22 protein-coding genes are annotated in these 25767 nt (G+C 65.8%); 10 read left to right on the forward strand and 12 right to left on the reverse strand.

The features are described from left to right. Nucleotides 1–252: 252 nt before the first annotated feature. From LR961_RS02550 to sppA, 4 genes are all read left to right on the forward strand, one after another. A complete protein-coding gene (locus LR961_RS02550; RefSeq protein ID WP_232146856.1) occupies nt 253–1254 on the forward strand; it encodes a hypothetical protein in 1002 nt (333 codons plus the stop codon). Next, nucleotides 1241–1810: a DUF3106 domain-containing protein gene (locus LR961_RS02555; protein WP_232146857.1), complete on the forward strand. Its 570-nt coding sequence runs from the start codon at nt 1241–1243 to the stop codon at nt 1808–1810. Before LR961_RS02550 ends, LR961_RS02555 begins: the two co-directional genes overlap by 14 nt. Before the next feature lie 126 nt (nt 1811–1936). After that, complete coding sequence (locus tag LR961_RS02560) at nt 1937–3301, forward strand: MATE family efflux transporter (RefSeq protein WP_232146858.1); 1365 nt, start codon at nt 1937–1939, stop codon at nt 3299–3301. 69 nt (nt 3302–3370) lie between these two features. Next, nucleotides 3371–5278: a signal peptide peptidase SppA gene (gene sppA, locus LR961_RS02565; protein ID WP_232146859.1), complete on the forward strand. Its 1908-nt coding sequence runs from the start codon at nt 3371–3373 to the stop codon at nt 5276–5278. 355 nt (nt 5279–5633) lie between these two features. Here the strand turns inward: sppA and LR961_RS02570 are convergent, their stop codons facing one another. Next, the gene (locus tag LR961_RS02570; RefSeq protein ID WP_232146860.1) at nt 5634–5864 is read right to left on the reverse strand and encodes a hypothetical protein; all 231 of its coding nucleotides are present in this window, start codon (nt 5862–5864) and stop codon (nt 5634–5636) included. A gap of 94 nt (nt 5865–5958) precedes the next feature. On the opposite strand from LR961_RS02570, the gene LR961_RS02575 reads away from it, so the two are divergent. Next, complete coding sequence (locus tag LR961_RS02575) at nt 5959–6735, forward strand: SDR family oxidoreductase (RefSeq protein WP_232146861.1); 777 nt, start codon at nt 5959–5961, stop codon at nt 6733–6735. A gap of 90 nt (nt 6736–6825) precedes the next feature. On the opposite strand, the gene LR961_RS02580 is transcribed toward LR961_RS02575, so the two are convergent. From LR961_RS02580 to LR961_RS02610, 7 genes are all read right to left on the reverse strand, one after another. Next, the gene (locus tag LR961_RS02580) at nt 6826–7449 is read right to left on the reverse strand and encodes a DUF4124 domain-containing protein (RefSeq protein WP_232149167.1); all 624 of its coding nucleotides are present in this window, start codon (nt 7447–7449) and stop codon (nt 6826–6828) included. A gap of 193 nt (nt 7450–7642) precedes the next feature. Next, nucleotides 7643–8203: a Sua5/YciO/YrdC/YwlC family protein gene (locus LR961_RS02585; RefSeq protein WP_232146862.1), complete on the reverse strand. Its 561-nt coding sequence runs from the start codon at nt 8201–8203 to the stop codon at nt 7643–7645. A gap of 136 nt (nt 8204–8339) precedes the next feature. Further along, the gene (locus LR961_RS02590; protein WP_232146863.1) at nt 8340–10832 is read right to left on the reverse strand and encodes a DNA topoisomerase I; all 2493 of its coding nucleotides are present in this window, start codon (nt 10830–10832) and stop codon (nt 8340–8342) included. A gap of 185 nt (nt 10833–11017) precedes the next feature. Continuing rightward, nucleotides 11018–11977, reverse strand: coding sequence for an RDD family protein (locus LR961_RS02595; protein WP_232146864.1), 960 nt, complete (start codon nt 11975–11977; stop codon nt 11018–11020). A 376-nt stretch (nt 11978–12353) separates the two neighbouring features. Continuing rightward, nucleotides 12354–12827, reverse strand: a complete 474-nt coding sequence (locus LR961_RS02600) for a DUF494 family protein (RefSeq protein WP_232146865.1) — start codon at nt 12825–12827, stop codon at nt 12354–12356. Nucleotides 12828–12872: 45 nt separating this feature from the next. Next, nucleotides 12873–14003 carry a DNA-processing protein DprA gene (gene dprA, locus LR961_RS02605; protein ID WP_232146866.1) on the reverse strand — a complete coding sequence of 377 codons (1131 nt, stop codon included), beginning with the start codon at nt 14001–14003 and terminating at the stop codon, nt 12873–12875. Between the two features lie 77 nt (nt 14004–14080). Further along, complete coding sequence (locus LR961_RS02610) at nt 14081–15205, reverse strand: LysM peptidoglycan-binding domain-containing protein (RefSeq protein WP_232146867.1); 1125 nt, start codon at nt 15203–15205, stop codon at nt 14081–14083. A 126-nt stretch (nt 15206–15331) separates the two neighbouring features. On the opposite strand from LR961_RS02610, the gene def reads away from it, so the two are divergent. The 4 genes from def to LR961_RS02630 all read left to right on the forward strand — a co-directional run bounded on the left by def (nt 15332) and on the right by LR961_RS02630 (nt 19981). Continuing rightward, nucleotides 15332–15847, forward strand: a complete 516-nt coding sequence (def, locus tag LR961_RS02615) for a peptide deformylase (protein WP_232146868.1) — start codon at nt 15332–15334, stop codon at nt 15845–15847. Between the two features lie 126 nt (nt 15848–15973). After that, complete coding sequence (fmt, locus tag LR961_RS02620) at nt 15974–16897, forward strand: methionyl-tRNA formyltransferase (protein WP_232146869.1); 924 nt, start codon at nt 15974–15976, stop codon at nt 16895–16897. Nucleotides 16898–16901: 4 nt separating this feature from the next. After that, a complete protein-coding gene (gene rsmB, locus LR961_RS02625) occupies nt 16902–18245 on the forward strand; it encodes a 16S rRNA (cytosine(967)-C(5))-methyltransferase RsmB (protein WP_232146870.1) in 1344 nt (447 codons plus the stop codon). A 38-nt stretch (nt 18246–18283) separates the two neighbouring features. Then, nucleotides 18284–19981: a glycosyltransferase family 39 protein gene (locus LR961_RS02630; protein ID WP_232146871.1), complete on the forward strand. Its 1698-nt coding sequence runs from the start codon at nt 18284–18286 to the stop codon at nt 19979–19981. A 10-nt stretch (nt 19982–19991) separates the two neighbouring features. Here LR961_RS02630 and LR961_RS02635 read toward each other — a convergent pair whose 3' ends face one another. The 4 genes from LR961_RS02635 to LR961_RS02650 all read right to left on the reverse strand — a co-directional run bounded on the left by LR961_RS02635 (nt 19992) and on the right by LR961_RS02650 (nt 24624). After that, nucleotides 19992–21113, reverse strand: a complete 1122-nt coding sequence (locus LR961_RS02635; protein ID WP_232146872.1) for a glycosyltransferase family 4 protein — start codon at nt 21111–21113, stop codon at nt 19992–19994. A gap of 308 nt (nt 21114–21421) precedes the next feature. Next, nucleotides 21422–22339, reverse strand: coding sequence for a glycosyltransferase family 2 protein (locus tag LR961_RS02640; protein WP_232146873.1), 918 nt, complete (start codon nt 22337–22339; stop codon nt 21422–21424). Beyond that, a complete protein-coding gene (locus LR961_RS02645) occupies nt 22336–23415 on the reverse strand; it encodes an O-antigen ligase family protein (RefSeq protein ID WP_232146874.1) in 1080 nt (359 codons plus the stop codon). Before LR961_RS02645 ends, LR961_RS02640 begins: the two co-directional genes overlap by 4 nt. Nucleotides 23416–23811: 396 nt before the next feature. Next, nucleotides 23812–24624, reverse strand: coding sequence for a glycosyltransferase family 2 protein (locus tag LR961_RS02650; RefSeq protein WP_232146875.1), 813 nt, complete (start codon nt 24622–24624; stop codon nt 23812–23814). 101 nt (nt 24625–24725) lie between these two features. Here LR961_RS02650 and LR961_RS02655 point away from each other — a divergent pair, with 101 nt between their 5' ends. After that, nucleotides 24726–25757: a CDP-glycerol glycerophosphotransferase family protein gene (locus LR961_RS02655; protein WP_232146876.1), complete on the forward strand. Its 1032-nt coding sequence runs from the start codon at nt 24726–24728 to the stop codon at nt 25755–25757. Nucleotides 25758–25767: the final 10 nt, after the last annotated feature.

A 25767-nucleotide genomic window follows, 5' to 3' on the forward strand; every position in this document is an offset into this window, starting at 1 on the left:
AGGCGATGCTTCAAGCCTCCGGCTCAACTTGGACAAAAAATAGCCACATATAATAAATCATTGAAATCAACAAGTTATCCGTGAAACAAAAAAGAAACATGGTGCCGTCGCAGCCACTGCGACCGATTTGTGATGGCGTATTGACGCTGTGCACAAGTTCCGGCAGGGCCACCCCAAGCCATGTGAAGCGGCCGTGTAGGCATCGGCAGCACACAGCGCGCTGGGTATCATTCGGTGAATGACGGAGTTCACATGATGGCTGCACCAGCCCCTCTATCCCCGGCCGCAGCCAATGCCCTGTCCGCTTTCCTGCGCGGGGTCGAGCGCCGTGCGCTGGTTCTGGCCCAATTGCAGACCGGCGATTCGGACGTAGCCGAGCGCGCGGTTGCCGTGGCCATGCGTGCCTTCACCGGTAATGCCAGCCAGTTGCAGATGGCTGACTGGCCCGGTCATTTCTGGGGCCTGCTGTGCAGCACGCCGCAGCTGTTGGCACCGTCGTCCGAGGGACATTGGCCCGAAGCGGTTGGTCACCTTCAGGTCCTGGCCCCGGCCGAACGCCTGGCGCTGCTGCTGCGCATCGTTGCCGGACTGGATGAGGACGCCGCTTCGGCGGTGCTGGGTGTGCATGCCGATGCCTATCGCCAGGCCCTGGCCGGCGCCTGCCCTGTGGATGCCCATGGCCAGCCCGATGCGGCCGGCTGGCGGGCGCTGGCTGAACAGGTGCAGGCGCAGGTGCGGGATCTGTCAGCCCGGCACCTGCAACAACTCGAACAACTGCGCGAGACCGCGATCAGCGGCGAACTGCCGCAGCGCCCCGCGCCCAAGCCGGCGCCGGTCGTCGACACGCCGCGACGCGCTCCGGCAAGAAAGCGCGCGCCGTCCGCGCCATGGCGCCTGCGCACCTGGTTGCTGCTGTGCCTTCCATTGCTGCTGCTGGCGGTGGTGCTCGCATGGTGGTGGCGCTCGCACCTGCCCGCCCAGCCAGCCGCCGATGGAAACGGGCTGGCCGACAGCGGTCCGGTGCAGGTGGAACCGTTGGCCGACGAAAGCACGCCCGCCACACCGGCTCCGGATCACAATGCAGCCAGCGACGCGGCCATGCTGGCCGACCCTGACCTGGCCATCGCCCGCAATGTGGATCTGAACGCCTGGTACGCCGCCGGTGGACCGTTGCCGGTGGACGAATCGCAGCCACAGCCCACCCGTCCGGAACCGGCCGGTGCGGCACTGGAGACGGTCGATGCGGAGAATTGAAGGCCCGCTGCTGTGTCTGGCACTGTTGCTGGCGCCGACGCTGACCGTGCATGCGGCGCTACCCAGCAGCACACTGCCGGCCAGCGCACCGACGACCAGCCTGCCGCCCAGCCCGCAGGCGCAGTGGGCGACGATGAGCCCGCAGCAGCAACGTCAACTGCGTGACCGCTACGCCGCATGGCAGTCCATGCCGGACGGCGAGCGGCAACGTGTACGTCAGGCGGCGGCCGCATTGGCCGCGTTGCCGGAGGCCGAGCGCCAGGCATTGCAGGAACGTTTCCAGGGCATCGACCAGATGCAGCGTGACGGCTGGTTGCTCGGCCCGCGTCTTGGCGCGTTGTACGCACAGCTGCAACCGTTGTTCGGCTACCTGCCGCCGGCGCAACGCGAGCCGGTGCTGGCGATGCTGCATCAACTCGATGCCGCCGAGCTGGAGCAACTGAGCCGGGTTTCCCAGCGCACGCCACCACAGGAGCGGGCGGCCCTGCGCACGACCCTGCTGGGCCTGACGCCGGCGCAACGAACCGCATGGCTGCGGCAGAAAGTGGGGCAATAGCCCGTCGCCAACGCCGTTCACGGCCGAGGCGGGTGGTCACACCGTCGCCACGGTAGAATGCGCACACTCTGCGACCCGGCATCGGTGCGCCTTCCCGCATCGGCCGCAGTCTGCGTCCCCGGTTTTATGTCCATCTCCTCCGCTTCGCCGCGCTTCATGAAAGAAGTGCGGACGACCGGTCTGCTCGCCTTGCCGCTGGTGCTTGGCCACGTTTCGACCGGTCTCATCGCTTTCGTTGACAACACCATCGCCGGCCATCACGGCACCGATACCTTTGCTGCCGTCAGCATCGGTACCGCGCTGCTGTGGCTGCCGATGCTGGTGCCGATCGGCACCCTGATCTCGCTGACCGCATCGGTCTCGCAGCTGCATGGTGCCGGTCGTGATCGCGAGATCGGCCCGCTGTTCCGCCAGGCCCTGTGGCTGGGCGTAGGCCTGAGCGCGCTGATGTTCCTGTTCCTGAGCGTGGTGCCAACGTTCCTGCCGGCGTTCGGCATCGCGCCGGAGATCGTGCCCGGTGCCACCGGCTTCCTGCACGCCATCCGCTGGGGCGTGCCGGCACTGACGCTGTACTTCTGCATGCGCTATCTCAGTGAAGGCATGCACTGGACCTTGCCGACCATGTTGATCGGCTTCGGCGGCCTGCTGGTGCTGGGGCCACTGGGTTATGCGTTGTGCAACGGCAAGTTCGGCTTCCCGGAACTGGGGGCCGAAGGCCTGGGCATCGCCTCGTCGGTGACCATGTGGGTGCAGGCGCTGTGCTTTGCCACCTACTTGTGGATGACCAGACGCTTTGCCCATCTGCAGTTGTTCAGTCACTTCGAACTGCCGCGCTGGCGGGCGATATGGGACCTGCTGCGTACCGGTCTGCCGATCGGCATCACCGTGCTGATGGAAGGCGGCTTGTTCATCATCACCGCGCTGTTGATCGGCCGCATCGGTGCCATTGAAGCCAGCGCCCACCAGATCGCCATCAACGTCGCGCAGCTGTGCTTCATGATCCCGATGGGCGTGGCCGAAGCCACCACCGTGCGTGTCGGGCATGCGGTGGGCAGCAACGATCCGCTGGGCGTGCGTCGCGCCACCTGGGCCGGCTACGCCATCGTGATGGTCACCCAGCTGCTGTCGATCACCGGCCTGCTGCTGGGCCACGACGCGGTGGTGCGCCTGTACACCGACGACCTGGCCGTGGCTGCACTGGCCTCCACGCTGCTGCTGTACGCGGCCACCTTCCAGATCCCCGATGGCATCCAGGTGTTGTCGGCCGGCGCGCTGCGCGGTCTGAAGGACACCCGCGTGCCGATGTTCATCGCCATGTTCGCGTACTGGGGCGTGGGCATGCCGCTGGGCGCGGGCTTCGGGCTGGGCCTGGGCTGGGGACCGCAGGGCATGTGGGTGGGCCTGATCATGGGCCTGACCGTTGCCGCGGTGCTGCTGGGCTGGCGTCTGCGGGTCAGCAGCCGGCGCTTGATTCTCCAGGCTTCACCCTGACTTAAAGGCCATGCCGGCCATGCCGGTTGTGGTTATCCTGCCTTGCACAAGCCCCTTTCCGGAGCGTCCATGAACCCCCCACCGCTGCCACGCCGCAACCCCATCGCCAGCTTCTTCATCGGCCTGTGGGATGTGATGAATTTCACCCGCCGGTTGATCCTCAACCTGCTGTTCTTTGGTCTGTTGCTGTTGGCGTTGATGGTGTTCGTGGCCGCGCTGGGCATGAGCGCTTCCTCGGCCAAGGTGCTGCAGGACCGCACCACGCTGGTGATCGCGCCCGAGGGCCGGCTGGTCGAGCAGTACAGCACCGACCCGGTCAGCCGCGCGCTGGCCAAGGCGCTGGGCGACAGCAATGCCGAGGAGATCCAGCTGCGTGACCTGATCCGTGCGATCGAGGCAGCCCGGGACGACAAGAAGATCGAGCGCGTGGTGCTGAACCTGGACAAGCTCCAGCCCAGTGGCTTCGCCTCGATGCGTGAAGTGGCCGTTGCATTGCAGGACCTGCGCGCGGCCAAGAAGCAGGTGGTGGCGTTCAGCGAAAACATGAACCAGTCGCAGTACCTGCTCGCCGCGCAGGCCGACGAGGTCTACCTGGACCCGATGGGCAGCCTGCTGCTGGAAGGCCTTGGACGTTATCGCCAGTACTTCCGCACCGGCCTGCAGGAAAAGCTGGGCGTGGACGTGCACCTGTTCAAGGTTGGCGAGTTCAAGTCGGCTGCCGAGCCGTACGTGCTCGACGCTGCTTCGCCGCAGGCCAAGGAAGCGGACCTGTTCTGGATGAACGACGTGTGGCAGCGCTACCTGGGCGACATCGCCAAGGCGCGCAAGCTCGACGCCGCGCAGCTGGCCGCCGGCATCGACACGCTGCCTGAAGGCATTGCCGCCGCCGAAGGCGACCTGGCCCGCTTCGCCCTGCAGCAGAAGCTGGTGGATGGTTTGAAGACCCGCGAGGAAGTGGAAGCGCTGCTCGCCGAGCGCGGTGAAGCCGACAGCGATGCCCAGGGCGGTTTCCGCCAGATCGGCTTGAACGATTACCTGATGCAGGTCGATACGCGCCGTTCGCCGGTGGATTCGCGTCCGCAGGTGGCGGTGGTGGTGGCCGAAGGCGAGATCGCCGGTGGCGACCTGCCGGCCGGTCGCATTGGTGGCGAATCGACCTCGGCGCTGCTGCGTGAGGCCCGCGACGATGACGACGTGAAGGCCGTGGTGCTGCGCGTGGATTCGCCGGGCGGCGAAGTGTTCGCCTCCGAGCAGATCCGTCGCGAAGTGGATGCGCTCAAGGCCGCCGGCAAGCCGGTGGTGGTGTCGATGGGTGACATGGCCGCTTCCGGTGGTTACTGGATCAGCATGAATGCCGACCGCATCTACGCCGACGAATCGACCATCACCGGCTCGATCGGCATCTTCGGCATGATCCCCAACTTCGCCCGCAGCCTGGACAAGATCGGCGTGCACACCGACGGCGTGGGCACCACCCGTTTCGCCGGTGCGTTCGACGTGACCCGGCCGATGGACCCGGCGGTGGGGCAGGTGATCCAGTCGGTGATCAACAAGGGCTATGCCGACTTCACCGGCAAGGTCGCGCAGGCGCGCAACAAGCCGGTCGAAGCGGTCGACGAAGTGGCGCGTGGCCGCGTGTGGAGCGGTGCGCAGGCCAAGGAGCGTGGGCTGGTCGATGAGTTCGGTGGCATCAAGGCCGCGGTGGCCGACGCTGCCAGCCGCGCCAAGCTCGGCGCTGCCGACGCGTTCCGCGTGCGTTACATCGAGAAGTCGGCAACCCCGTTCGCGCAGTTCATGACCGGTTTTGCCGGCAGCCGCATGGGCGCCTGGATGCTGTCAGATTCGAGCATCGCCCGCATGATGGTGGCCCGTTCGATGCCGGAGCTGGACACCCAGCTGCGTTTTGTCGAGGACGCGGTGAAGGACCGCAACGGCGCACCGGTGAAGTCGCTGGCTTACTGCTTCTGCGGCTTGTAAGCCGCTGTTCGATGCGTGATTGAACAACGCCGCCCGATGGGCGGCGTTGTTCGTTTGCGGGACGGATTTTGAAGGTCAACAACGACCCCTCCCCAACCCTCCCCTCCGCCTTCGGCGCAAGGGAAGGGGCTGTTCTGCGCCATCTGAAGGAGCTCTGCGCTACCCGTTTCTGCTCCCTCCCTTCCGCGTAGCGAAGGGGAGGGTTGGGGAGGGGTGCTTTTCCGCCTTCGGTGCAAGGGAGGGGGCTGTTCTGCGCCACCTGAAGGAGCTCTGCGCTACCCGCTTCTGCTCCCTCCCTTTTGCGTAGCGAAGGGTAGGGTTGGTGAGGGGTGCTTTCCGCTACCCCGCATCCACCTCACTGCGGCCTCGCATCTCCGGTAGCTGCTTCCAACGCCGCATGCTGTGCCCTGGCCGACTGCTCGGCCGTCGCCTGCGCGGTCTTGGCTTCTTCCAGCGGCTTGGCCATCGCATCACGCATCGCCGTGGCCTGTGGCTCCGGGCGGCGTTCGGTCTCAGGCGGTTGCGGCTTGCCGCAGGCAGCCAGCAACGGCAGCGACAACAGCATCAGGCAGCAGTGGCGATTCATCGGCATGCTCCACGGGACTCAGGCGCTATCCTAGCCCCATCCCCCCGCAGCGTCCCTTTGCGGCGCCGCATTCAAGCATTGATGAGGAGTAGCGATGAATCCGCAGCGTTGGCGACTGGATGGGCAGACCGCACTGGTGACCGGCGCCAGCGCCGGCATCGGTTTGGCGATCGCGCGCGAGCTGCTGGGCTTCGGCGCGGATCTGCTGATCGTCGGCCGTGATGGTGATGCACTGGAAACCGCTCGCGACGAATTGGCCGATGCCTTCCCGGAGCGCGAGATCCATGGCCTGTCCGCCGATGTCTCCGACGACGAGGACCGCCACGCCATCCTCGATTGGGTCGAAGACCATTGCGACGGCCTCAACCTGCTCATCAACAATGCCGGCGGCAACATCACCAAGCCCGCCAACGACTACTCGGAAGACGAATGGCGCGGCATCTTCGAGAGCAATCTGTTCTCGGCCTTCGAGCTGTCGCGTTACGCCTACCCGCTGCTGACCCGCCATGCGTCATCGGCCATCGTCAATGTCGGCAGCGTCTCGGGCATCACCCATGTGCGCAGTGGCGTGGTCTACGGCATGACCAAGGCGGCGATGCAGCAGATGACCCGCAACCTGGCCTGCGAATGGGCCGAGGACGGCATCCGGGTCAATTCGGTGGCGCCGTGGTACATCCGCACGCGCCGCACGTCCGGGCCGTTGTCCGATCCGGATTACTACGAGGAAGTGATCGCACGCACGCCTATGCGCCGCATCGGTGAGCCGGAGGAAGTGGCTGCGGCGGTCGGCTTCCTGTGTCTCCCGGCATCGAGCTACATCACCGGCGAGTGCATCGCAGTGGATGGCGGCTTCCTGCGTTACGGCTTCTGATCACACGCACCCGGTAGTGCCGAGCCATGCTCGGCAAGAGGCCTTCCCGGCAAAGCCGCAGCGGAGCATGGCTTCGCTCCACCGGCGTGCTCAGCTGCCGCCGCAATCCTGGTTCAAGCGCGCGTCAATGCCGCGCTGCTCGCGCGCCAGTTCCTGGCGCTCGCTCTGCAGCGCGCTGTTGTAGCGGCGGATCAACTCCCAGCGGCGATCGCGCAGGCGCGCACAGACTTCCTGCTGCGGCAAGGCGGTGCAGGTATCGCGCACCAGCACCGAACCGGCCGGGACGGCCACGCCGGGGCGCCAGGGTACCGGCGGTGGCGCCGCGCCATTGCCGACAGGCGGGCCCGGTGGACGCAGGCGCGGGCGGTAGTACGGGAGGAACACCGGAACCCAGCGTGGATTGCCTTCGTTGTTGTCGCTGGTGTAACGCTCGCCTTCTGCCGAAACGCACTCGTACATCGGCTGCGGCGCCTGCACGGTGACCACACGGACCTCGCGCTTGATGGCCGGCTTTGGTGGAGCAGGTGCCGGCGTGGCTGTCGCCGTGGGCGGCGGATCCTTGGGACGGACCATGTCCAGCACCTGTTGCCGGTGGTCGCCCCGACACGGCGCATCCTGCAGCGCGACCGCGCCATTGGCGCCGACGCAACGATAGATGCGCACGTTTTCGGCCGCAGGCGGATCTGTCGCCAGCACCATCACCGGCAGCAGCATCAGGAAGCCAAGCGGGAGCAGGCGGGCAGACATGGGGGAATGGTGCCACGCGCTGCGTGTAGACGTGTGCAGGGGCGGCCTTGGCCACGAAGCAAGGACGGTGTCCGCTCACGCGGCTTTGTGCGATTGCAGATTCAACCGCAACCTGCCGCATTGCCAGCTTCGCGGCCAAGGCCGCTCCTGCAGCCGTCCCTCAGTCGCGCAGCACCTGCCCGGTGGCCGCGATGCGGATGCGGGTGGGCTGGGCCAGGCCGCCGGTGGTGCCATCCAGCAGGCCGTCCAGCAGCGCAAGCAGGGCAGGGTCCAGCTGTGCGCGGCTGCGCGCCGGCGGCTCACCGGCCAGGTTGGCGCTGGTCGATACCAGCGGGCCGCCCCAGGCGCGGCACAGCGCCTGCACCAGCGGGTGGGCGCTGACCCGCACCGCGATGCCGGTGTGCTCGCCGGTGATCCAGCGCGGCGCACGTTCGCCGGCCGGAACGATCCAGGTGTTGGCGCCGGGCCAGCTGTCCAGCACCGCCTGGCGGCGGTCGTCGGCCAGCGCGTCCAGCCGCACCCAGCCCTCCAGCTGCGCCGGATCGGCAGCCACCAGGATCATCCCCTTCTCGACCGGACGCTGCTTCAGCGCCAACAGCTTCATCACCGCCGACTCGTTGGACGGATCACAGCCCAGGCCCCAGACCGCTTCGGTGGGGTAGGCGATCACGCCACCGGCCTGGAGCACCGGGGCGACGTTTTGCAGGTCAAGCTCGATCATTGGCGGCACCGTTCACATCCCTGCAGCGGATTGCGCAGGGGTTTGTGGGGAATCCAAATGCATCAGGCCGCCCGGAGGCAGCCTGGTGCGGGAGCGGTGATTATCCTCCTGCCGGCGCGGCAGGGGGTAATCGCACTCAGAACGGCGGCGCGTCGTCGGCAGCAGCCGACTTCTTCACGGCCTTCTTGGCGACCGTCTTCTTGGTGGCCTTCTTCGCGGCGGTCTTCTTGGTCGCAGCCTTCTTTGCCGGGGCCTTCTTGGCAGCGGCCTTCTTCGGTGCGGCTTCCTTCTTCACCGTGGTCTTCTTGGCGGCGGTCTTCTTGCCGAAGCCCTTGCGCACCGGCTTGCCGGTCTCGGCCATCAGCTGCTCGACCTCGGCCAGGGTCAGCGACGCCGGTTCGCGATCCTTCGGGATCTTGCCGTTGAGCTTGCCGTCGCTGATGTACGGGCCAAAGCGACCGTTCAATACCTGGATGTCCGAACCCTCGAACTCCTTGATGATGCGGTTGCGCGCGATTTCTTCCTTCTCTTCGATCAGGAACACCGCGCGGGCCAGGTCGATCTTGTACGGGTCGTCTTCCTTGGTCAGCGAGGCATAGGTGCTGCCACGCTTGGCGAACGGACCAAAGCGGCCGATGCCCACGGTGACTTCCTCGCCATTGGCGTCGGCGCCGAGCTTGCGCGGCATGTCGAACAGCTTCAGCGCTTCTTCCAGCGAGATCGAATAGATGCTCTGTCCCGGCTGCAACGAGGCGAACTTGGGCTTCTCTTCGTCATCGACGGTGCCGATCTGCACCATCGGCCCAAAGCGGCCAATGCGCGCGCTGACATCCTTGCCGCTGACCGGGTCCGGGCCCAGCACGCGGGCGCTGCCGGCGTCGGTGCGGTCCAGCGATTCGCTCTTGTCGCTGACCAGTTCCTTGAACGGGCCCCAGAAGCGTTCCATCAACGGCACCCACTCTTCCTCACCACGCGACACCGCGTCCAGCTCGTCTTCGAGCTTGGCGGTGAAGTCGTAATCGACGTACTGGGTGAAGTGGCTGGACAGGAACTTGCTGACCGCGCGGCCCACGTCGGTCGGCTTGAAGCTGCGGCCTTCCATCTCGGTGTACTTGCGGAACAGCAGGGTCTGGATGATCGAGGCGTAGGTCGACGGACGGCCGATGCCGTATTCCTCGAGCGCCTTGACCAGCGCCGCTTCGGTGTAGCGCGGCGGCGGCTGGGTGAAGTGCTGTTCGGCCAGGATGCGGTCCAGCGGCACGCGGTCGCCGGGCTTCATCGCCGGCAGCTTGCGGCCTTCGTCCTCGTCCTCGGCGTTCTTGCTGTCCTTGCCTTCCTCGTACACGGCCAGGAAGCCGGGCACCACCACGGTCGTGCCGCTGGCGCGGAACACATGCTCGCTGCCGGCGGACAGGTCGACGCTGACGGTGTTCAAGGTGGCCGGGATCATCTGGCAGGCGACGGCGCGCTTCCAGATCAGCTCGTACAGCTTGCGCTCGTCGTCGGTGAGGTACTTGCCCACCTGGGCCGGCGTACGCAGTGCCGAGGTCGGACGAACCGCCTCGTGGGCTTCCTGCGCGTTCTTGGATTTGGTGGTGTAGGTGTTGGGCTTGTCCGGCAACGAGCTGGTGCCGTAGTCCCGTGCGATCACGTCGCGGATCTCGGCCAGCGCATCCTGCGACAGGCTCACCGAGTCGGTACGCATGTACGAGATCAGGCCGACCGTGCCTTCGTCGCCGATGGCCACACCTTCGTACAGCTTCTGCGCCACCTGCATGGTCTTGCGGGTGGTGAAGCCGAGCTTGCGCGAGGCTTCCTGCTGCAGCGTGGAAGTGGTGAACGGCGCGGCCGGACGGCGCTTGCGCTCCTTGCTGACCACATCGGTGACGTGCAGCGAGCCCTGTGCGGCCTGCTGGATACGCAGGCGCGCGGCCTCGGCGGTGTCGCCGTCGGTCACGGTGAACTGTTCGAACTTCTGCCCGTCCAGCTTGATCAGGCGGGCATTGAAGTGCTGCGACGGGTGTGCGCACTCGGCCTCGATGCTCCAGTACTCGCGCGAGATGAAGGCTTCAATCTCTTCCTCGCGCTCGACGATCATGCGCAGCGCCGGGCTCTGCACGCGGCCGGCGGACAGGCCACGCTGCACCTTGCGCCACAACACCGGCGACAGGTTGAAGCCGACCAGGTAGTCCAGCGCGCGGCGCGCCTGCTGTGCATCGACCAGGTCCGCGGCAATGGCGCGCGGCTGGGTCATGGCTTCCTTGATGGCGCGCGGGGTGATCTCGGTGAACACCACGCGCTGCATCGGCTTGTCATCGACCAGCCCACGCTCTTTCAGGATCTCGGCGATATGCCAGCTGATGGCTTCTCCCTCGCGATCCGGGTCGGTCGCCAGAAAGATGTCGTCGGCGCCCTTTGCGGCCTTGATGATGGCTTCAACGTGCTTTTCGTTCTTCTCGATCAGGTCGTAGCGCATGGCGAAACCGTTGTCCGGATCGACCGCGCCCTCTTTGGGGACCAGATCACGCACGTGCCCATACGAGGCCAGAACCGTGAAGTCCTTGCCGAGGTATTTGTTGATCGTCTTGGCCTTGGCGGGCGATTCGACGATGAGCAGGTGCTTGGGCATGTCAGTACTTTATGGGGGCGGAAAGCGCCCCGGTGGGGGCGCTAGGGTGGCGTAAACCGGCACGATAGTGAAGCCGATGTCGCCGTTGTGCATAAATTGACGCCCGGGCAGGGGCCCGGGCGTTCAGCTTGTCCTTTATAGAGGAATCACGCCGGAGTGGCCCATGTCAAGCCGCCCGGCATGCCTCAGTTGTAGCCGGACGCGCCAATGGAAGCCACGACGATCGCCAGTACGACGACGCCGGCCAGCATCAGGCCGAACAGCGACAGCACCACGATGGTCACCGTGCCCACGCCCTGCTGCTGGCGTTCGGGCTGATCGGTGAAGGCCCACTTATCGACCACCACGGTGTCGCAGATCATGTCGTGCAGGCCCTGCTTGCGCTCGGTGACGCCGACCATGATCGCCGAGACCACCATGGCGATACCGCAGGTGACCACGGCCAGGGCAACCATGGCGATGTAGCGCAGGAAGGCGCGCCAGAAGCCCAGCCGCTCGCCGTTGCTGCGCACGACCTTGGCCCCGACCGACATCTTGCCCAGGCTGGCCATGTTGCTGGAGGACTGCATCCAGCCGAAGTAGATGGCCGGCACCAGGATGCTGATGGCGTAGTTGAAGATGTAGAAGGTCACTAGCGCACCGGCACCCGCCAACTCCGACTGGGCCAGGCTGATCAGGCTCACACCCATCAGCAGCGCCAGCGGGATCAGCAGCGCGTAGGAAACGACGCCGGTGACCACGCTGTCGATGATCGATGCGGCGAAGCGTCGCAGGAAGCCGGCATGGACGATGTGGCCGCCGCCAACGACGTTGCTCGGATCATGGGTGATGCTGCCCGGTGCGGCATAAGGCGAATACGTGCCGGTTGCAGCGGCTGCTTCGGTGACAACGGCGGGCAAGGGGGCGGTGCCGTTCTCGATGGCGCTGTAATCGGCGCGCAGGTCGATGCCCGGTTCGGCAGGCTGCGCCGTCACCAGCTGCAGTTCCTCGGTTGCCGCCGACAGCGGCTGCCATTGCTGCATGCCTTCGCGCCAGACCAGGGAGGCAAGATCCAGTTCGCCCTGGCGGAACTTCTCGCGGATCACAGCAGCATCAACCGGCCCGTGCCGCTCGCGCTGTGCGTCGGCGTAATACCACTCAGTCATCTCATTTTCCCTTGATGGTTCCAGTCATCCAGACGCGGCCGCCAGTTGCGGCCGGTGTATCCGCCGGCCTTGTCGGGGCTGCGCTCCCGGGCGGTGGTGTGCGTATCGTAGACGAGCCGGCGTCAAATGCCTTGTTTTCCTTGTGCAACTGTCGCGCCCTTTGCGCTTGGCGCGTACCGGTGGCGATCCGCGGGAAGGCGACAACGGGCAGGATTCTCGGCGTTGTGACTTCTGCCCCGCACCGGCCGGCCGGCATTGAGCGTGCGTGGCATGAACGCTGCCTGGGAAACGCATAAAGACAAACGCCCGCCGCTGTGGAGCGGACGGGCGCATATGGCTTGTGTTGCCTGTCCGTGCGTCCTGCACGGGCGGTGGTTCAGTGCAGCGGTTCGGGCTCGTCGACGAACATCTGGGTTTCCATCCAGGCGTAAGCCGCTTCGGCGCCGGGCTGGTTGAACAGCACCATCAGCACGACCCACTTCAGGTCGTCCAGATCCAGTTCGTCCTGGTCCAGGGCCATGGCGCGGTCCAGCACCAGTTCACGCTGGTCGGCGTCAAGGATGCGGTGCTGCTCCAGGAACAGCAGGAAGCCGCGTCCCTCCACGTCCAGCTTGTCCAGCTCCGGACCATGGAACACGCGCACGGGACCATCAACGCGAGGCTGGCTGACCGCCGGGCGCTGTTCGGCCAAGGCATCGAGCCAGTCGAAGGCCTTGTTGATTTCGGTGGGACTGAAACCGGCCTGGATCAGGCCGTTCTGGAGCGAATCGCGGTCTCGGATGAGATCGGCATCCTCGCTGAAATAGTGTTCAAACAGGTAAAGCAGGACGTCCAGGATGCTCTCTTTCATTGCCCCTCGGCCTGCGCCAACGGCGCTGTGGAGGTGAAGGAACCCTCAGATGCGGGTAAAGCGACCGTATGCGGACGACACCCTCCCTTCCAGTTCCATGACGAGCAGCATGGAGGACAGGTTGGCAGCCGTCAATCCAGTGCGCTCGATAAGTGAATCCATACCGGTTGGGTCGTAGCCCAGCGCTTCCCACAATAACTGGTAGTCGGGGTCCGACAGTGTGATGGTCGGGCCGGGGCCGGAGGATGCGATTGAGTTGGGGGCCAGGAGCCGGTTTTGCAAGCCCTTGGCCAGTTCGCCGGCCAGGTTGGCTATCCCTTCGAGGATGTCCTCGGGCCCGGTTACCAGGCTGGCGCCGTCGCGGATCAGCCGGTGGCAGCCACGGGCCATGGGATTGTGAATGGAGCCGGGTACGGCAAATACCTCCCGCCCGGCTTCGCTGGCCAGACGGGCGGTGATCAATGCACCGGAGCGTTCAGCCGCTTCGATCACCACCGTGCCCAGCGTCAGCGCCGCCAACAGCCGGTTGCGTGCCGGGAACTGGCCGCTGCGCGGGGGCGTGCCCGGTGGGTATTCGCTCACCACGGCGCCGTGGGTGGCCACCTGTGCCTGCAGTTCGCGGTGATGTCGGGGATAGGCCAGGTCCGGGCCGGTGCCGATCACGGCGTATGTCCCGCCGCTGCAGGCCAGCGCCGCGCGGTGTGCGGCGGCGTCAACGCCGGCGGCAAGACCGCTGGCGATGGTCAGGCCGCTGCGGACCAGTTGCGTGCTGAAGTCGCGGGCGTTGTCGCGACCGCCGGCACTGGGTATGCGGCTGCCGACCAGGGCGATGGCCGGACGCCAGAGCTGTATCGGGTCGCCAGCGATGAACAACGCCAAGGGTGGGTTGGGGCTGTCGCGCAGCAGCGGAGGGTAGTCCGGCGTGGCCCAGCCGACCAGGTGGTGATCGGGAGCCTCCAGCCAGGCGCGGGCGTGTGCCAGCCGTTCCGGGTCGGGCTGGCGGATCGCAGTGCATTGATCCGGGCTGCATCCGGCCGCGTGCCAGACATCGCGGCCAGCCGCCATCACGGCTTCGGCGCTGCCGAGCTGATCAATCAGATTGCGCAGCGGTTGCAGCGGGCCGCCGCTCAGTACCAGGGTCAGCAGCGCGCCGTGTTCAGTGGAGGGACTGGGCATCGGCCCAGCTTTGGGCCAAAACGACAACGGCGCCCTCGGGCGCCGTTGTCCTGCAACGTCGGGCTTTGCCCCGGTGCTTACTGCGCGTCCGGGTGCTTGAGCTCGTAACCCAGGCGGGCCGGCTTGGTGCCTTCCATGATCAGCGCGTAGCTGACCTTGTCGAAGGTGCGGAACACCATCGCGTGCGCGGCGTACTCGTCCGGCAGTGCGACGCGCCCGGGGCCCGGCTTGAGGGCGTCGTCGGCACGCGAAGTGTCCATGCGGCCGATGCGGTCATTGATGTGGCGACCACTGCGCCAGACCGAGAACACGGTGCCGTTGTCGATGCCGTCGCGGGCGCCGCCGGAGATGGCGATGACGTCGCGCGGGCCGCCTGAGGTGAAGGTGTCGGCCACCGCCAGGACGCGCAGCTGGCCCGGTGCGACGGGGGTGGCCGGCGCATGCGGGATGAACTGCAGGTCATACGGATTGGCCTGCAACGGCAGCACCCGGTCACCGGCGCGCACTTCACGGCCGCTGTCTTCCAGCCGCAGCGTGGAAGCCTCTACATCGCCTCCGGCCACCTGGGTGAGCGTGCCGACATTGACCTGCGCCAGTTCGTAACCGAGGAACTCGTTGCGGTCACTGCTGGCCACGTAGGACTTCCACAGGTTGCCGCTGCCGAAGATTTCGTTGCCGCGGGCATCCAGATCGGACTGGGCCTTGGGCTGGGCGTAGGCGACGGTCGGGCGGACCACGATGTAGCGCTGACCGGCCTGGGCGTCCTGCAGGCCCAGCACGTAGACCTGCTGGCCGGCGCTGGCGTGCATGCGGCTGTCTTCCAGGCCGACCACGTAGGGCAGCTGTTCAAAGCTGTCCACCACGGACAGGTTCTTCAGGAAGGGTTCAACGTCGGACAACGGAATGGCGTTGATCGGCGCTTCCTGGCGCGGGCCGGCCTGGGCGGTCACCCGGTCCAGGTACGCCAGGCTCAACACGTCACCCGGATAGATCAGGTGCGGGTTCTTGACCTGCGGGTTGGCCTGCCAGATTTCCGGCCAAAGCCAAGGCTTTTTCAGGAAACGTGCAGAGATATCCCACAGCGTGTCACCCTTCTTCACCACATAGGTGTCCGGGTGTGCGCCGTTCATTTCCACGGCGACGGCATAAGTCGTTACGGTCAGCAGCGCCACGGCGGCGACCGTACGGAATTGTTTCAACATGGTTGCGAGCCTGATTCCCCAACAGGTGGGGGCACTATAGTGCAGAACACGGGGCGCCAGGCAAGCGCAGACGGTAGAATTGGGACGTCTTGCCGAATTGCGCGGCATCCCCATATTGGTATTGCCATGGCCATCCTCCCCATTCTCGAATTTCCCGACCCCCGGTTGCGTACCAAGGCGGCCCTCGTCGAGGCCGCTGAAGTGACCACCCCGGTCTTCCAGCAGCTGCTCGACGACATGCTCCACACCATGTACGAGGCGCCGGGCATTGGCCTGGCCGCCAGCCAGGTGGACGTGCACAAGCGCTTCATGGTCATCGACGTCAGCGAAGAGCGTGACGTGCCGATGGTGTTCATCAATCCGCAGATCGCCAGCGCCAGCGACGGTGGCCGCGTCTATCAGGAAGGCTGCCTGTCGGTTCCCGGCATCTATGCCGACGTGACCCGCGCCGATTCCATCGTGGTGCGCTTCCTGGACCGCGAGGGCAAGGAGCAGGAACTGGCGGCCGATGGCCTGCTGGCCACCTGCATCCAGCATGAAATGGATCACCTGGACGGCAAGCTGTTCATTGATTACCTCTCGCCGCTCAAGCGCGAGATGGTCCGCAAGAAGCTGGCCAAGCAGCGCAAGCACGTTGCCTGAGTCGCGCGGTGGTCCGGCCGGTGCGCAATGCGCACGACCGGGTTGCCGTGGCCGGGACCTCCACGGTCCCCGCACCGCACGGCGCCGCCATCCGGCGCCGTTGTTCTTTCCGGGAGTTGGAACGCCATGAGAATCATTTTTGCCGGTACGCCGGAGTTCGCCGTCGCCTCGCTCGGTGCCGCCGCGCGCAATCACGAAGTGGTGGCGGTCTACACCCAGCCGGATCGCCCGGCCGGTCGTGGTCGCGGGCTGATGCCCTCGCCGGTGAAGCTTGACGCCATCGCCCGTGGCATCCCGGTGTTCCAGCCGGAAACGCTGAAAACTCCTGAAGCCCAGCAGCAGCTGCGTGAGCTGCAGCCGGATTTGATGATCGTGGTCGCCTATGGCCTGATCCTGCCCAAGGCGGTGCTGGCCATCCCGACCCACGGCTGCTGGAACGTGCACGCCTCGCTGCTGCCGCGCTGGCGCGGCGCCGCGCCGATCCAGCGCGCGATCGAGGCCGGTGATGCCGAAACCGGCGTGTGCCTGATGCAGATGGAGGCCGGTCTGGATACCGGCCCGGTGCTGCTGCACCTGGGCACGCCGATCAGTGAGTCCGATACCGGCGGCCAGCTGCACGACCGCCTGGCGCAGTTGGGTGCGCAGGTGCTGTCCGACGGCCTGGGTCTGCTGCGTGCCGGCATCAAGCCGATTCCGCGTCCGCAGCCGGAGGTCGGTGTCACCTACGCGCACAAGCTGGACAAGGCCGAGGCCAAGCTCGACTGGAGCCAGGACGCGGCCGCGCTGGCACGCAGGGTGCGTGCCTTCAACCCGTGGCCGGTGGCCGAAGCCACGCTGGCTGGTGAGCGCGTGCGCATCCACGGCGCGATCGCCATCGCTGACAACCTCGGCAAGGCGCCGGGCACGGTGATCGGCGCGGCCCGCGAAGGCATCGACATCGCCTGCGGGCAGGGCGCATTGCGCCTGCGCGTGGTGCAGCGTGAGGGCGGCAAGGCGATCACCGCCGCCGACTACCTCAATGCCCGCCGTGACCTGCGCATCGAGGGCTGAGCCGATGGTTGCCGCGCCTTCAAGACCCTGGAACAACAACAACGCTGCACGCCAGCCCGGCGTGCAGACGCGCGCGCTGGCGGCCAAGGTACTGGCCGCAGTGCTGGGACGCGGCCGTTCGCTGAAGGCGGAGCTGGCTGCGGCGCTGCCCAAGCTCGATGACAGCCGCGACCGCGCGCTGCTTGAGGCCATATGCTTCGCGGCGCTGCGTCGGCGCGCGGTCTATGAGCCGGCGCTGGGGCAGTGGCTGCAGAAGCCGTTGGGGCCGCGCGAGGCGGACCTGCGCGGATTGCTGATGGCCGGCTTCGCACAATTGGATGCGTTGCAGCTGCCGGCCCATGCCGCGCTGTCGGCAACCGTGGACGCGGCACGCGTGCTCGGTCGTGAGCGACAGGCCGGATTGGTCAACGCGGTGTTGCGCCGCGCGCAGCGCGAAGGTTTCGCCGAAGCGCGTGCCGAGGATGCATGGCCGCAATGGCTGCTGGCGCAGGTGCGCGCGGATTGGCCGGAGCAGGCGGCCACGATCTTCGCCAACAGCTTGCAACCGGCACCGCTGTGGTTGCGGGTCAACCGCCAGCAGCACGACCGCGAGGCTTATCTGGCGCTGTTGCAGGATGCCGGTATCGAAGCCGTTGCCGAGCCGCTGGCTGCCGATGCGATCCGGCTGCCGGTAGCGGTGCCGGTCGCCAGCCTGCCGGGCTTCGCCCAGGGCGCGGTCTCGGTGCAGGACCTTTCCGCGCAGCAGGTGGCTGATGCGCTGATGCCGGCAACTGGCGCGCGTGTGCTGGATGCCTGTGCGGCGCCCGGCGGCAAGTCCGCGCACCTGCTCGAACGTGATCCTTCGTTGAAGCTGCTGGCGCTGGATATCGATGCGCGGCGCCTACAACGCATCGTTGAAACGTTTGCCCGTACCGGCGTGGGTGCTGATGCCCAGGTCAAGGCCGCCGATGCGACCGACCTGGCCGCGTGGTGGGACGGTCAGCCGTTCGACGCGGTGTTGCTGGATGCGCCGTGCTCGGCCACCGGCATCATCCGTCGCCAGCCCGACGTGCTGCTGCACCGCCGCCCGCAGGACATCGACGCGCTGACAGCATTGCAGGCACGGTTGCTGGATGCGTTGTGGACGGTGCTGCGTCCGGGTGGCGTGCTGCTGTATTCGACCTGCTCGATCCTGCGCCGGGAGAACGGCCAGCAGGTTGCCGCGTTCCTGGCGCGTACCGCTGATGCGCGGCTGGAAGTGCTGCCCGAAGCGTTCGGCCATGACGACGGGGGCGCGCGTCAGCGCCTGCCGGGCGAGCAGGGCGGCGACGGCTTCTTCCATGCGCGGTTGGTGAAGCACGCCCGGTGAAATCGGCGTTGATCTTGAGCTGACTATCATCGCCGTCCATGGAAGATGGACGGGCGCGAAACGGATTCTGGTTGCTGGCGATAACCGCCGTGCTGGTGCTTGGCGCCGGCATCGGCCTGCGTGACCCCTGGCCGTCGGACGAGCCGCGCTTCGCGCTGGTTGCCAAGCAGATGGTGGAAAGCGGCCAGTGGTTGTTGCCGCATCGCGGTATCGAACTGTATGCGGACAAGCCGCCGCTGCTGATGTGGTTGCAGGGCGCGTCGTATCTGTTGTTACGTGACTGGCGTGTGGCTTTCCTGTTGCCTTCGCTGCTGGCTGCGCTGGGCACGCTGGCCTGCGTGTACGACCTGGGCCGGCGCCTGTGGACACGGCAGGTCGGCCTGTGTGCGGCGTGGTTGCTGCTGTTTGCGCTGCAGTTCACCTTCCAGGGCCGCAAGGCGCAGATCGATGCGCTGCTGTTGTTCTTCATCACCCTGGCCAATTACGGTTTGCTGCGGCATCTGCTGCGCGGCCCGGACTGGCGCTGGTGGACGCTGGGCTGGTTCGCCGCCGGGCTGGGCGTGATCACCAAGGGCGTGGGCATGCTGTCACTGGCGATGCTGCTGCCGGCACTGGTCGCGGTGACGCTGGGCTGGCTACGGCCGATGCTGCACGTTGCCGATGCGCGTGTGTGGCTGGGGCCATTGGCCTTTTTCGCTGCGCTGGCGTTGTGGCTGGCACCGCTGCTGGCGACGGTGCTGGGCAGCGCCGATCCGGCCCACGCGGCGTATCTGCACGAGATCCTGTTCCGGCAGACCGCCGGGCGTTATGTGCGCTCCTGGGATCATCACAATCCGCCGTGGTACCACCTGGGTGTGATGCTGAGCCTGTGGCTGCCGGCGGTGCTGTTGTTGCCATGGGCGCTGCCGGCGTGGTGGCGAAGGTTGCGTCGTCGTGATCCGCGTTACCTGCTGCTGCTCGGCTGGTGGTTGCTGGTGGTGGTGTTCTTCTCCATTCCCAGTGGCAAGCGTGACGTCTACATCCTGCCGGCGTTGCCGATGTTCTGCCTGGCGCTGGCACCGCTGCTGCCGGGCCTGCTGCGCAAGACGGGCGTACGTGCGCTGGTGCTGCTGTTCACCGCGGCGCTGACGCTGGTGTTGCTGGTGGCCGGTGCAGGCGTGTTGCTGGGCGAGGGCAGCGAACGCGTGCAGGCCCTGCTGGAGCGGCGTGAGTTGTCGATGGCGGCGTCGCGGATGATTGGCGGCACGGTGCTGATGATGGGTATCTGGGGAAGCGTGGCGCTGTGGCGGTGGGGCCGACGCTGGCCGGCACAGGTGCTGGCCTCGCTGCTCGCGCTGGTGTGGGTACTGCAGGGGCTGGTGGTCAACCCGTTGATCACCGATTCCAGTTCCGGACGTGGACTGATGCGTGAGGTCGGGCGGCGACTTGGGCCTGACGTCGAGCTGGGGCTGGTTGCCTGGAAGGAACAGAACCTGCTGATGGCTGACCGGCCGGTAGCCAACTTCGGTTTCCTGCGGCCGTGGCCGGAGCAGCTGCGGGCCGGCGTGGCGTGGCAGCAGGAGGCGCCGGCACGGCGCTGGTTGCTGGTGCAGGATGAAGCTGCCCTGGACTGTATTGACCGTGATCGCAGCCAGCAGGTCGGTAGCCTGAGTGGACGTGGCTGGTGGCTGGTACCGGCTGCGGCGGTGCGGGGGCCATGCGTGGCCGATGGGGAGGTGCCGACGGCTGCGGACTGAGGCGGCGTTCTCAGCCGGCGGGCAGTACTTCGCGGTAGACCGCTTCGGTGGCGCTCACAAAGCGTTCCAGGCCGAATTCGGCCAGTGCATGCGCGCGTGCGTTGGTGCCCATGTCACGTACGGCTTGACGATCCTGCAGCATGTTTCTCAAGGCCGCGGCCATTGCTTCATGTCCGTGCACCGGGACAATCCAGCCGTCCACGCCGGTGCGGATGTTCTCCGGCAGGCCCGCGTAGTCGGTGACCATCACCGGCTTGCCCATCGACATCATCTCGCGGCAGGCGAAGGAGATGGTTTCCACGTCATGGGACAGAACGAAGCCCGCATCCAGGGCTGAAATCACCGGGCGCACGTCATCCAGAAGGCCCGGAAAATGGAACTGCTGCTCCAGCCCGGCATGCCGGATCATCGCCAACTGCTGCGCGGATGGCGGCAGGCCGGCGACAACGACATGTATCCGGCGGCGTTGGCTTTCTTCCAGCAGGTTCATTGCCGTGGCCAGGTCGGTCCAGCCCTTGTAGCTGCCTGTGCCAGCACTGCTGCCGATCAGCAGTGCATCGTCGGCAATCGGCAGTCGTTCGCGCTCGATGCGCGCGGCCTCGGCATTCCAGGGACTGAATGCCAGCGTATCCACGCCGTTGTAGACGGTCTGCGGGCGGCAGACCCGATAGGGCGTTGCCTCCATCTGCAGGCGCACGTAATCGCAAACGGCAATCACCTTATCCGTGTGGTTGCGTGCGCGCAGGACGTGACGGAGCCCGCGCATCGGCTTGGTGTTGTGCTTGGTCAGCACGATGCGTGGCCGGACTGACATGCCGCGCATGGCATTGATCACCAGCCGATGATCGGCCGAGCCGTTGACATGCACCACATCGAAACGATGCTCCTGCAGATAGGCGCGGAGCTGCCGTACCGCACGCAGGATCACCGACGGCCAGCGCAGGCCGTTGGGAAACGACTGTGCGACCACGTGCACGCCTGGCAGTGCGGCTGCGTGCGCATACAGCCGACTGGTGGGAGGCGCGGCGACATGGACATCATGTGTCCGTGCCAATACACGGACCAGTTCGCGGATGTACGTGGTGTGTCCGCCACCGTTGCCTTCATGGAAGTTTGTGTAGAGCAGTTTCATGGACGATCGGAACGATTGCATGCCACGCGCATGCGGAGCGGGTTGCCAGGTGACAGCTGCCTGCTTCCTGGAGTGGAGTTGGATTGTCCGCTGGTCACGCGCTCGTCCTTGGTGTCCGGTAATGCGTCTTGCGTGCATGCCATGCCTGTTCCCCATGGAGTTGGCGGGCAGCAGGCCTGATGTGCGTTTGACACCTTCCTGAAGCCTGCATCAGGTAGGCAGTTGATGATAACCGCTAGTGTTTGTATCGGCAGGTGCCGATGGAAACTGTGCCAACGGGCGGACAATCGATGTGCATTGCCGTGCTGTCAGGGTTGGATGCCGACCTTGGATTTCGTTCCCTTGCGGCCAGGCATCACGTTCAGTGACAAGCTGGCAGCCAATGCTGCGTATCCCCAGGCCGCCCACTTGATGGCGTGCTTGCGGCGCAGCAGCAGGCTGTACACAAGTACGGCCGGTACCGAAGCAAGGAGCAGCTTGGTCAGGTGCAGGCGAGCGGCACCGGTACCCATGTAGCGACGAATGGCGATCTGACGCGAACGTGCGTAATGGAAGCGCTTGATGAATTCGGTGCGGATGCTGGGCTCCGAAGATGCACCACCCCTGTGGAAATTGCGTGCCGCCGGTTCCAGCAGGCAGTCATAGCCTGCCTGGCCCATCCGCAGGCACAGGTCATCGTCTTCGTAATAGAGGAAAAACACCTCGTCGAACCCTCCGATCCGGTGGAAAGCCGTGGTTCGGATCAGCTGGCAACAGCCGTGAATCCACTCTGCCTTTATGACTTCCTCGGGCAGTTGGCTGAGATCCTTGGTGTCGGGTTTGAAGAAGGCATCGCGATGGGACACCTGCGCAACGGTCTCGCTGCGCCAATTCTGTGGCCCAACCACGCCGGCATTGGGGAAGCGCTGCATGCATGCCAGCAATCGCTGCACGTCCGGCGGTGCAATGGTGCAGTCCGGATTCAACAGCAGCGCGAACGGCGTCTGGACCATGGCCATGGCCTGGTTGTTGGCGCTGCCGAAACCGGCATTGGAGGTGCGTTCGATGATGCGTGCGTGGGGCAGCAGCAGCCTGGCGCGCGCCACGGTTTCATCATCGCTGGCGTTGTCGATCAGGACCACATTGCGGAACTGGCCCAGCGTGCGCGCCATGCTCTCCAGGATGGCCGAACTGTTGTAGGTAACGCATACGACAGTCACATCATCAAGTGGCGGGGCGGCATTCATGGTGAGGGCAGGGCCTTCCTGTTGTTTCCGAGCCAAGGGAAAGGCCCGGTTGGGATGCAGGCGACAAGCAGGATGAAAACATGGCGGTGTGTGAAATTGCTCCATAGCCCGTTGGCCAGGCCAGCCGCCACGTAAATGATCAGGATGCTGATGAGGATGCCCTTCTGCGGGTCATCCAGTTTGGAGGCATGACGGAAGAGGGCCAACAACAGCACGATGAAGATCAACAGCCCCAGAGCACCCTGCTCGGCCAGGATGAGCAGCATCTCCTGATGCGGGTGCCCGGTGATGAAGGGTTCCGAGCCGGGGATGCCGCGCATCTGCTCAACGTAAAGCGGCTCCCACTGGTTCAGGCCATGCCCGAACAGTGGTGCCTCGGCGATGATGGGCAGCGTCTGCTGCCACAGCCAGAGGCGGATGCCGGTGGACGTGGGCTCCTGGTCGGTCAGGTAGCGGTCCACTTCGTCCCCGATCGACTCGACCATCCGATCGCGGACGCTGGGGGTGGACCACATCACCGAAATGGTGGCTACCGCCAGAACGGCACTGACCAACAGCATGCGCCAGCCGTTCAGGCGATGGGCGATCAGGCGGTAGAGCCAGTAGGTCAGCAGCGGCAGCAGAACAATGTAGGTGGTGCGGCTCTGGATCAGCAGCACTACGTTGCAGAGCACCAGGGAGGCGGCGACCAGCAGGGCCGTACGCCAGCGCCCTGGCTTCTGGATGAAGGCCACGGCGAGCAGCATCGACATCAGGATCAGGCTCGCCAGCCCTTGCTGGGTGTATTCCTTGAACACGGTGTTGCGCATGGACTGCACGGCTTCGGCCGAGGCGCGCTGCGGAATCAGGCCGAACTGCATCAGGTAGGAGATCAGCACCACCAGGCCGGCGGCCGCCGCAAACGCCAGCAGGGCCTGCCAGCGCCAACGGGCATCACCCAGGAGGCTGGCCATCAGTGCCGGATACACGCAGCTCCACATCGCGGTTTCACGATATGCGGGGGTGCCGTGGGAAATCCATGAATGCAGCGCACTGGCGAACAGTACGGCGAGCCAGAGCATGAAGCCGATGACCACCGGTTCACGCAGTGCTGCCTGCCAGCGCGAACGTACGTCGCTGCCCATCAGCGAACACAGCAGGCTCAGGATGATCAGGGACGTTGTGGCCGGTTTGTTGATCGGTGCGGCAAACAGGCTCAACACCGCGCACCAGCGCCCCGCCGCCAGCAAGCGGGCGCGAAGGGACTGCAACATCGGGGTTGGAAGGGCAACGGGCAACTGATTCACGTGATTGGGTCACACCGGATGGGCGTTGGGAACGCCGCTGGATAGGTGGCAGGGACATCAAGTAGGAACGGCCACCTGGTAGCCAATCTGACTCTGAATCACGGCTTTTGGGGGATTCTAGCGGCGGGGGAAGGGCCATTCAATGAAGCCCGCCGGGGAGATTCAGAAAGCGTCCGGGAGGCAGGGTTACCTGCCCCGGCCGGTTTCCACCGGCTGCCCGTTCTGCAGCAGCCACAGCATGATGGTCTTCTGGCGGACGTAGTTGGCGCTGACGAAGGCCTCGATCAGCCCCGGCCAGCCATCCAGAAAGCCACGCTTGAACACGTAGCTGCGGAAGAACCGCCAGGCCGGTGAGATGACCAGCTTGCCCAGGCTGGCACGCTTGCCGCGGCTGAATTCGTGCTCGGCCATCATCCGCGCGTACTTCTGCTTCTTGTTCAGCAACTGCAGGAAGCTACGGTAGGGGTGATGCAGCAGGTCGCCCTTGAGCAGGGCGACGGGGCCATCCACCGAGACCGCCTCGTGGATCTCGCGGTCGCCGCGCCAGCCACCGTGGCGGCGGTCGAACAGGCGCAGCACCCGGTCCGGGTAGGCGGTGCCATGGCGCAGGAAGCGGCCAAAGTATTCCGAGCAGCGGGCGAAACGGTAGCCCATGGCGCGGTTGAAGCCAGCCTCGCGCTCGGCCTCGATGGCCGCGCGCAGGGTGGGGTCCACGCGTTCGTCGGCGTCCAGGCACAGCACCCAGTCGTGGCTGGCCTGCTCGACGCAGAACGCCTTCTGGCTGCGGAAGCCGTCGAAGGCCCGTTGCAGCACCCGGGCGCCGGCCGCTTCGGCGACGGCCACGGTGGCATCGGTGGAGAACGAATCCACAACCACGATCTCATCACAGAATGCCAGCGAGGCCAGACAGTCGCCGATCCGGTCCGCTTCGTTGAAGGCGATGATGCAGGCCGAAAGCCGGGGACGGTTGTTCGGGGGCGACGGCTGTGGGCTGGGCATGCGGCTGTACGCGGGGGACCGGGGCCAAAGCCTAGCAGCGACGCTGCCTGCTGGCGATGCGATAATCGGCCGCATATCTCGGATATTCAGGAGTTTTCACCGTGCCACGCCACTATCTGCTGTACGGCTCGGAGCGTTACGCGCTGGCCATCCTCCGGCCGGTACAGGCAGCGATCCGGGCCCGTGGTGATGAAGCGGCGTGGTTCTTCGATGGCCCCGGTGCGGAAGACCTGGCCGAAGACGAGACGCTGCTCACCGTGCAGCAGGTGCGTGACTGGAATCCGTACGCGGTGATCACCTCGTCCAACGCGGTGCCGCATTTTTTCCCGGGCGTGAAGGTGGAAACCTTCCACGGTTTCGATGCCGGCAAGCCGCGTCATATCTATGTGCGTGGCTTCTTCGACCTGTACTGCACCACCGGTCCGCGTGACACGGCCGCGTTCTCGGCGCTGTCCAAGCAACTGGGCCACTTCTCGGTGGTGGAAACCGGCTTCCCGAAGATCGATCCGTTCATGAGCCAGCTGCGCGATGAGCCCGAGCCGGTGCGTGAGCCGCCGGTGATCCTGTACCACTCCACGTTCTCGCCGTCCTGGAGCGCCGCCGGAGTTCTTTACGATGAGATCAAGCGTCTGTCGCAGACCGGTGAATGGCGCTGGATCGTCACCTTCCACCCGAAGATGGACCCGGAAGTGGTGGCCAAGTACCGCGCGCTGGAAGGCCCGTACCTGCGCTTTGCCGACGACGACAACATCCTGGACCTGTTCCCGCAGGTGGACGTGATGTGCTCGGATACGTCTTCGGCGCTCAACGAATTCCTGCTGACCTACAAGCCGGTGGTGACCTTCAAGAACCGTCGCCCGGGCCCGCAGCTGATCGATATCGACGACCCGGCGCAGTTCGAGGGTTCAATCCGCAAGGCATTGTCGCGGCCGCCGGAGTTGATGGCGGCGGTGCGCGAGTTCGCCGACCAGTTGCATCCGTACCGCGACGGCAAGTCCAGCGACCGCATCCTGGATGCGATCGATGCGTTCGTTGCCAAGGGCGCGCGCAACCGCAAGCCCAAGCCAATGAATCTGTGGCGCAAGATCAAACTGCGCAAACGCATTGGTTACTGGGGCCCGGCGCGGACCTGAGCCGCGCTTT

The sequence above is a fragment of the Stenotrophomonas sp. SY1 genome, from assembly GCF_021202945.1.
GTDB lineage: Bacteria > Pseudomonadota > Gammaproteobacteria > Xanthomonadales > Xanthomonadaceae > Stenotrophomonas.

Coding starts and splice junctions, on each gene's coding strand:
- LR961_RS02555 (WP_232146857.1), top strand. CDS start 1,241: ATGCGGAGAATTGAAGGCCCGCTGCTGTGTCTGGCACTGTTGCTGGCG.
- LR961_RS02550 (WP_232146856.1), top strand. CDS start 253: ATGATGGCTGCACCAGCCCCTCTATCCCCGGCCGCAGCCAATGCCCTG.
- LR961_RS02570 (WP_232146860.1), bottom strand. CDS start 5,864: ATGAATCGCCACTGCTGCCTGATGCTGTTGTCGCTGCCGTTGCTGGCT.
- LR961_RS02630 (WP_232146871.1), top strand. CDS start 18,284: ATGGAAGATGGACGGGCGCGAAACGGATTCTGGTTGCTGGCGATAACC.
- LR961_RS02600 (WP_232146865.1), bottom strand. CDS start 12,827: ATGAAAGAGAGCATCCTGGACGTCCTGCTTTACCTGTTTGAACACTAT.
- def (WP_232146868.1), top strand. CDS start 15,332: ATGGCCATCCTCCCCATTCTCGAATTTCCCGACCCCCGGTTGCGTACC.
- LR961_RS02635 (WP_232146872.1), bottom strand. CDS start 21,113: ATGAAACTGCTCTACACAAACTTCCATGAAGGCAACGGTGGCGGACAC.
- LR961_RS02560 (WP_232146858.1), top strand. CDS start 1,937: ATGTCCATCTCCTCCGCTTCGCCGCGCTTCATGAAAGAAGTGCGGACG.
- sppA (WP_232146859.1), top strand. CDS start 3,371: ATGAACCCCCCACCGCTGCCACGCCGCAACCCCATCGCCAGCTTCTTC.
- LR961_RS02610 (WP_232146867.1), bottom strand. CDS start 15,205: ATGTTGAAACAATTCCGTACGGTCGCCGCCGTGGCGCTGCTGACCGTA.
- fmt (WP_232146869.1), top strand. CDS start 15,974: ATGAGAATCATTTTTGCCGGTACGCCGGAGTTCGCCGTCGCCTCGCTC.
- LR961_RS02580 (WP_232149167.1), bottom strand. CDS start 7,449: ATGCTGCTGCCGGTGATGGTGCTGGCGACAGATCCGCCTGCGGCCGAA.
- rsmB (WP_232146870.1), top strand. CDS start 16,902: ATGGTTGCCGCGCCTTCAAGACCCTGGAACAACAACAACGCTGCACGC.
- LR961_RS02640 (WP_232146873.1), bottom strand. CDS start 22,339: ATGAATGCCGCCCCGCCACTTGATGATGTGACTGTCGTATGCGTTACC.
- dprA (WP_232146866.1), bottom strand. CDS start 14,003: ATGCCCAGTCCCTCCACTGAACACGGCGCGCTGCTGACCCTGGTACTG.
- LR961_RS02590 (WP_232146863.1), bottom strand. CDS start 10,832: ATGCCCAAGCACCTGCTCATCGTCGAATCGCCCGCCAAGGCCAAGACG.
- LR961_RS02575 (WP_232146861.1), top strand. CDS start 5,959: ATGAATCCGCAGCGTTGGCGACTGGATGGGCAGACCGCACTGGTGACC.
- LR961_RS02650 (WP_232146875.1), bottom strand. CDS start 24,624: ATGCCCAGCCCACAGCCGTCGCCCCCGAACAACCGTCCCCGGCTTTCG.
- LR961_RS02585 (WP_232146862.1), bottom strand. CDS start 8,203: ATGATCGAGCTTGACCTGCAAAACGTCGCCCCGGTGCTCCAGGCCGGT.
- LR961_RS02595 (WP_232146864.1), bottom strand. CDS start 11,977: ATGACTGAGTGGTATTACGCCGACGCACAGCGCGAGCGGCACGGGCCG.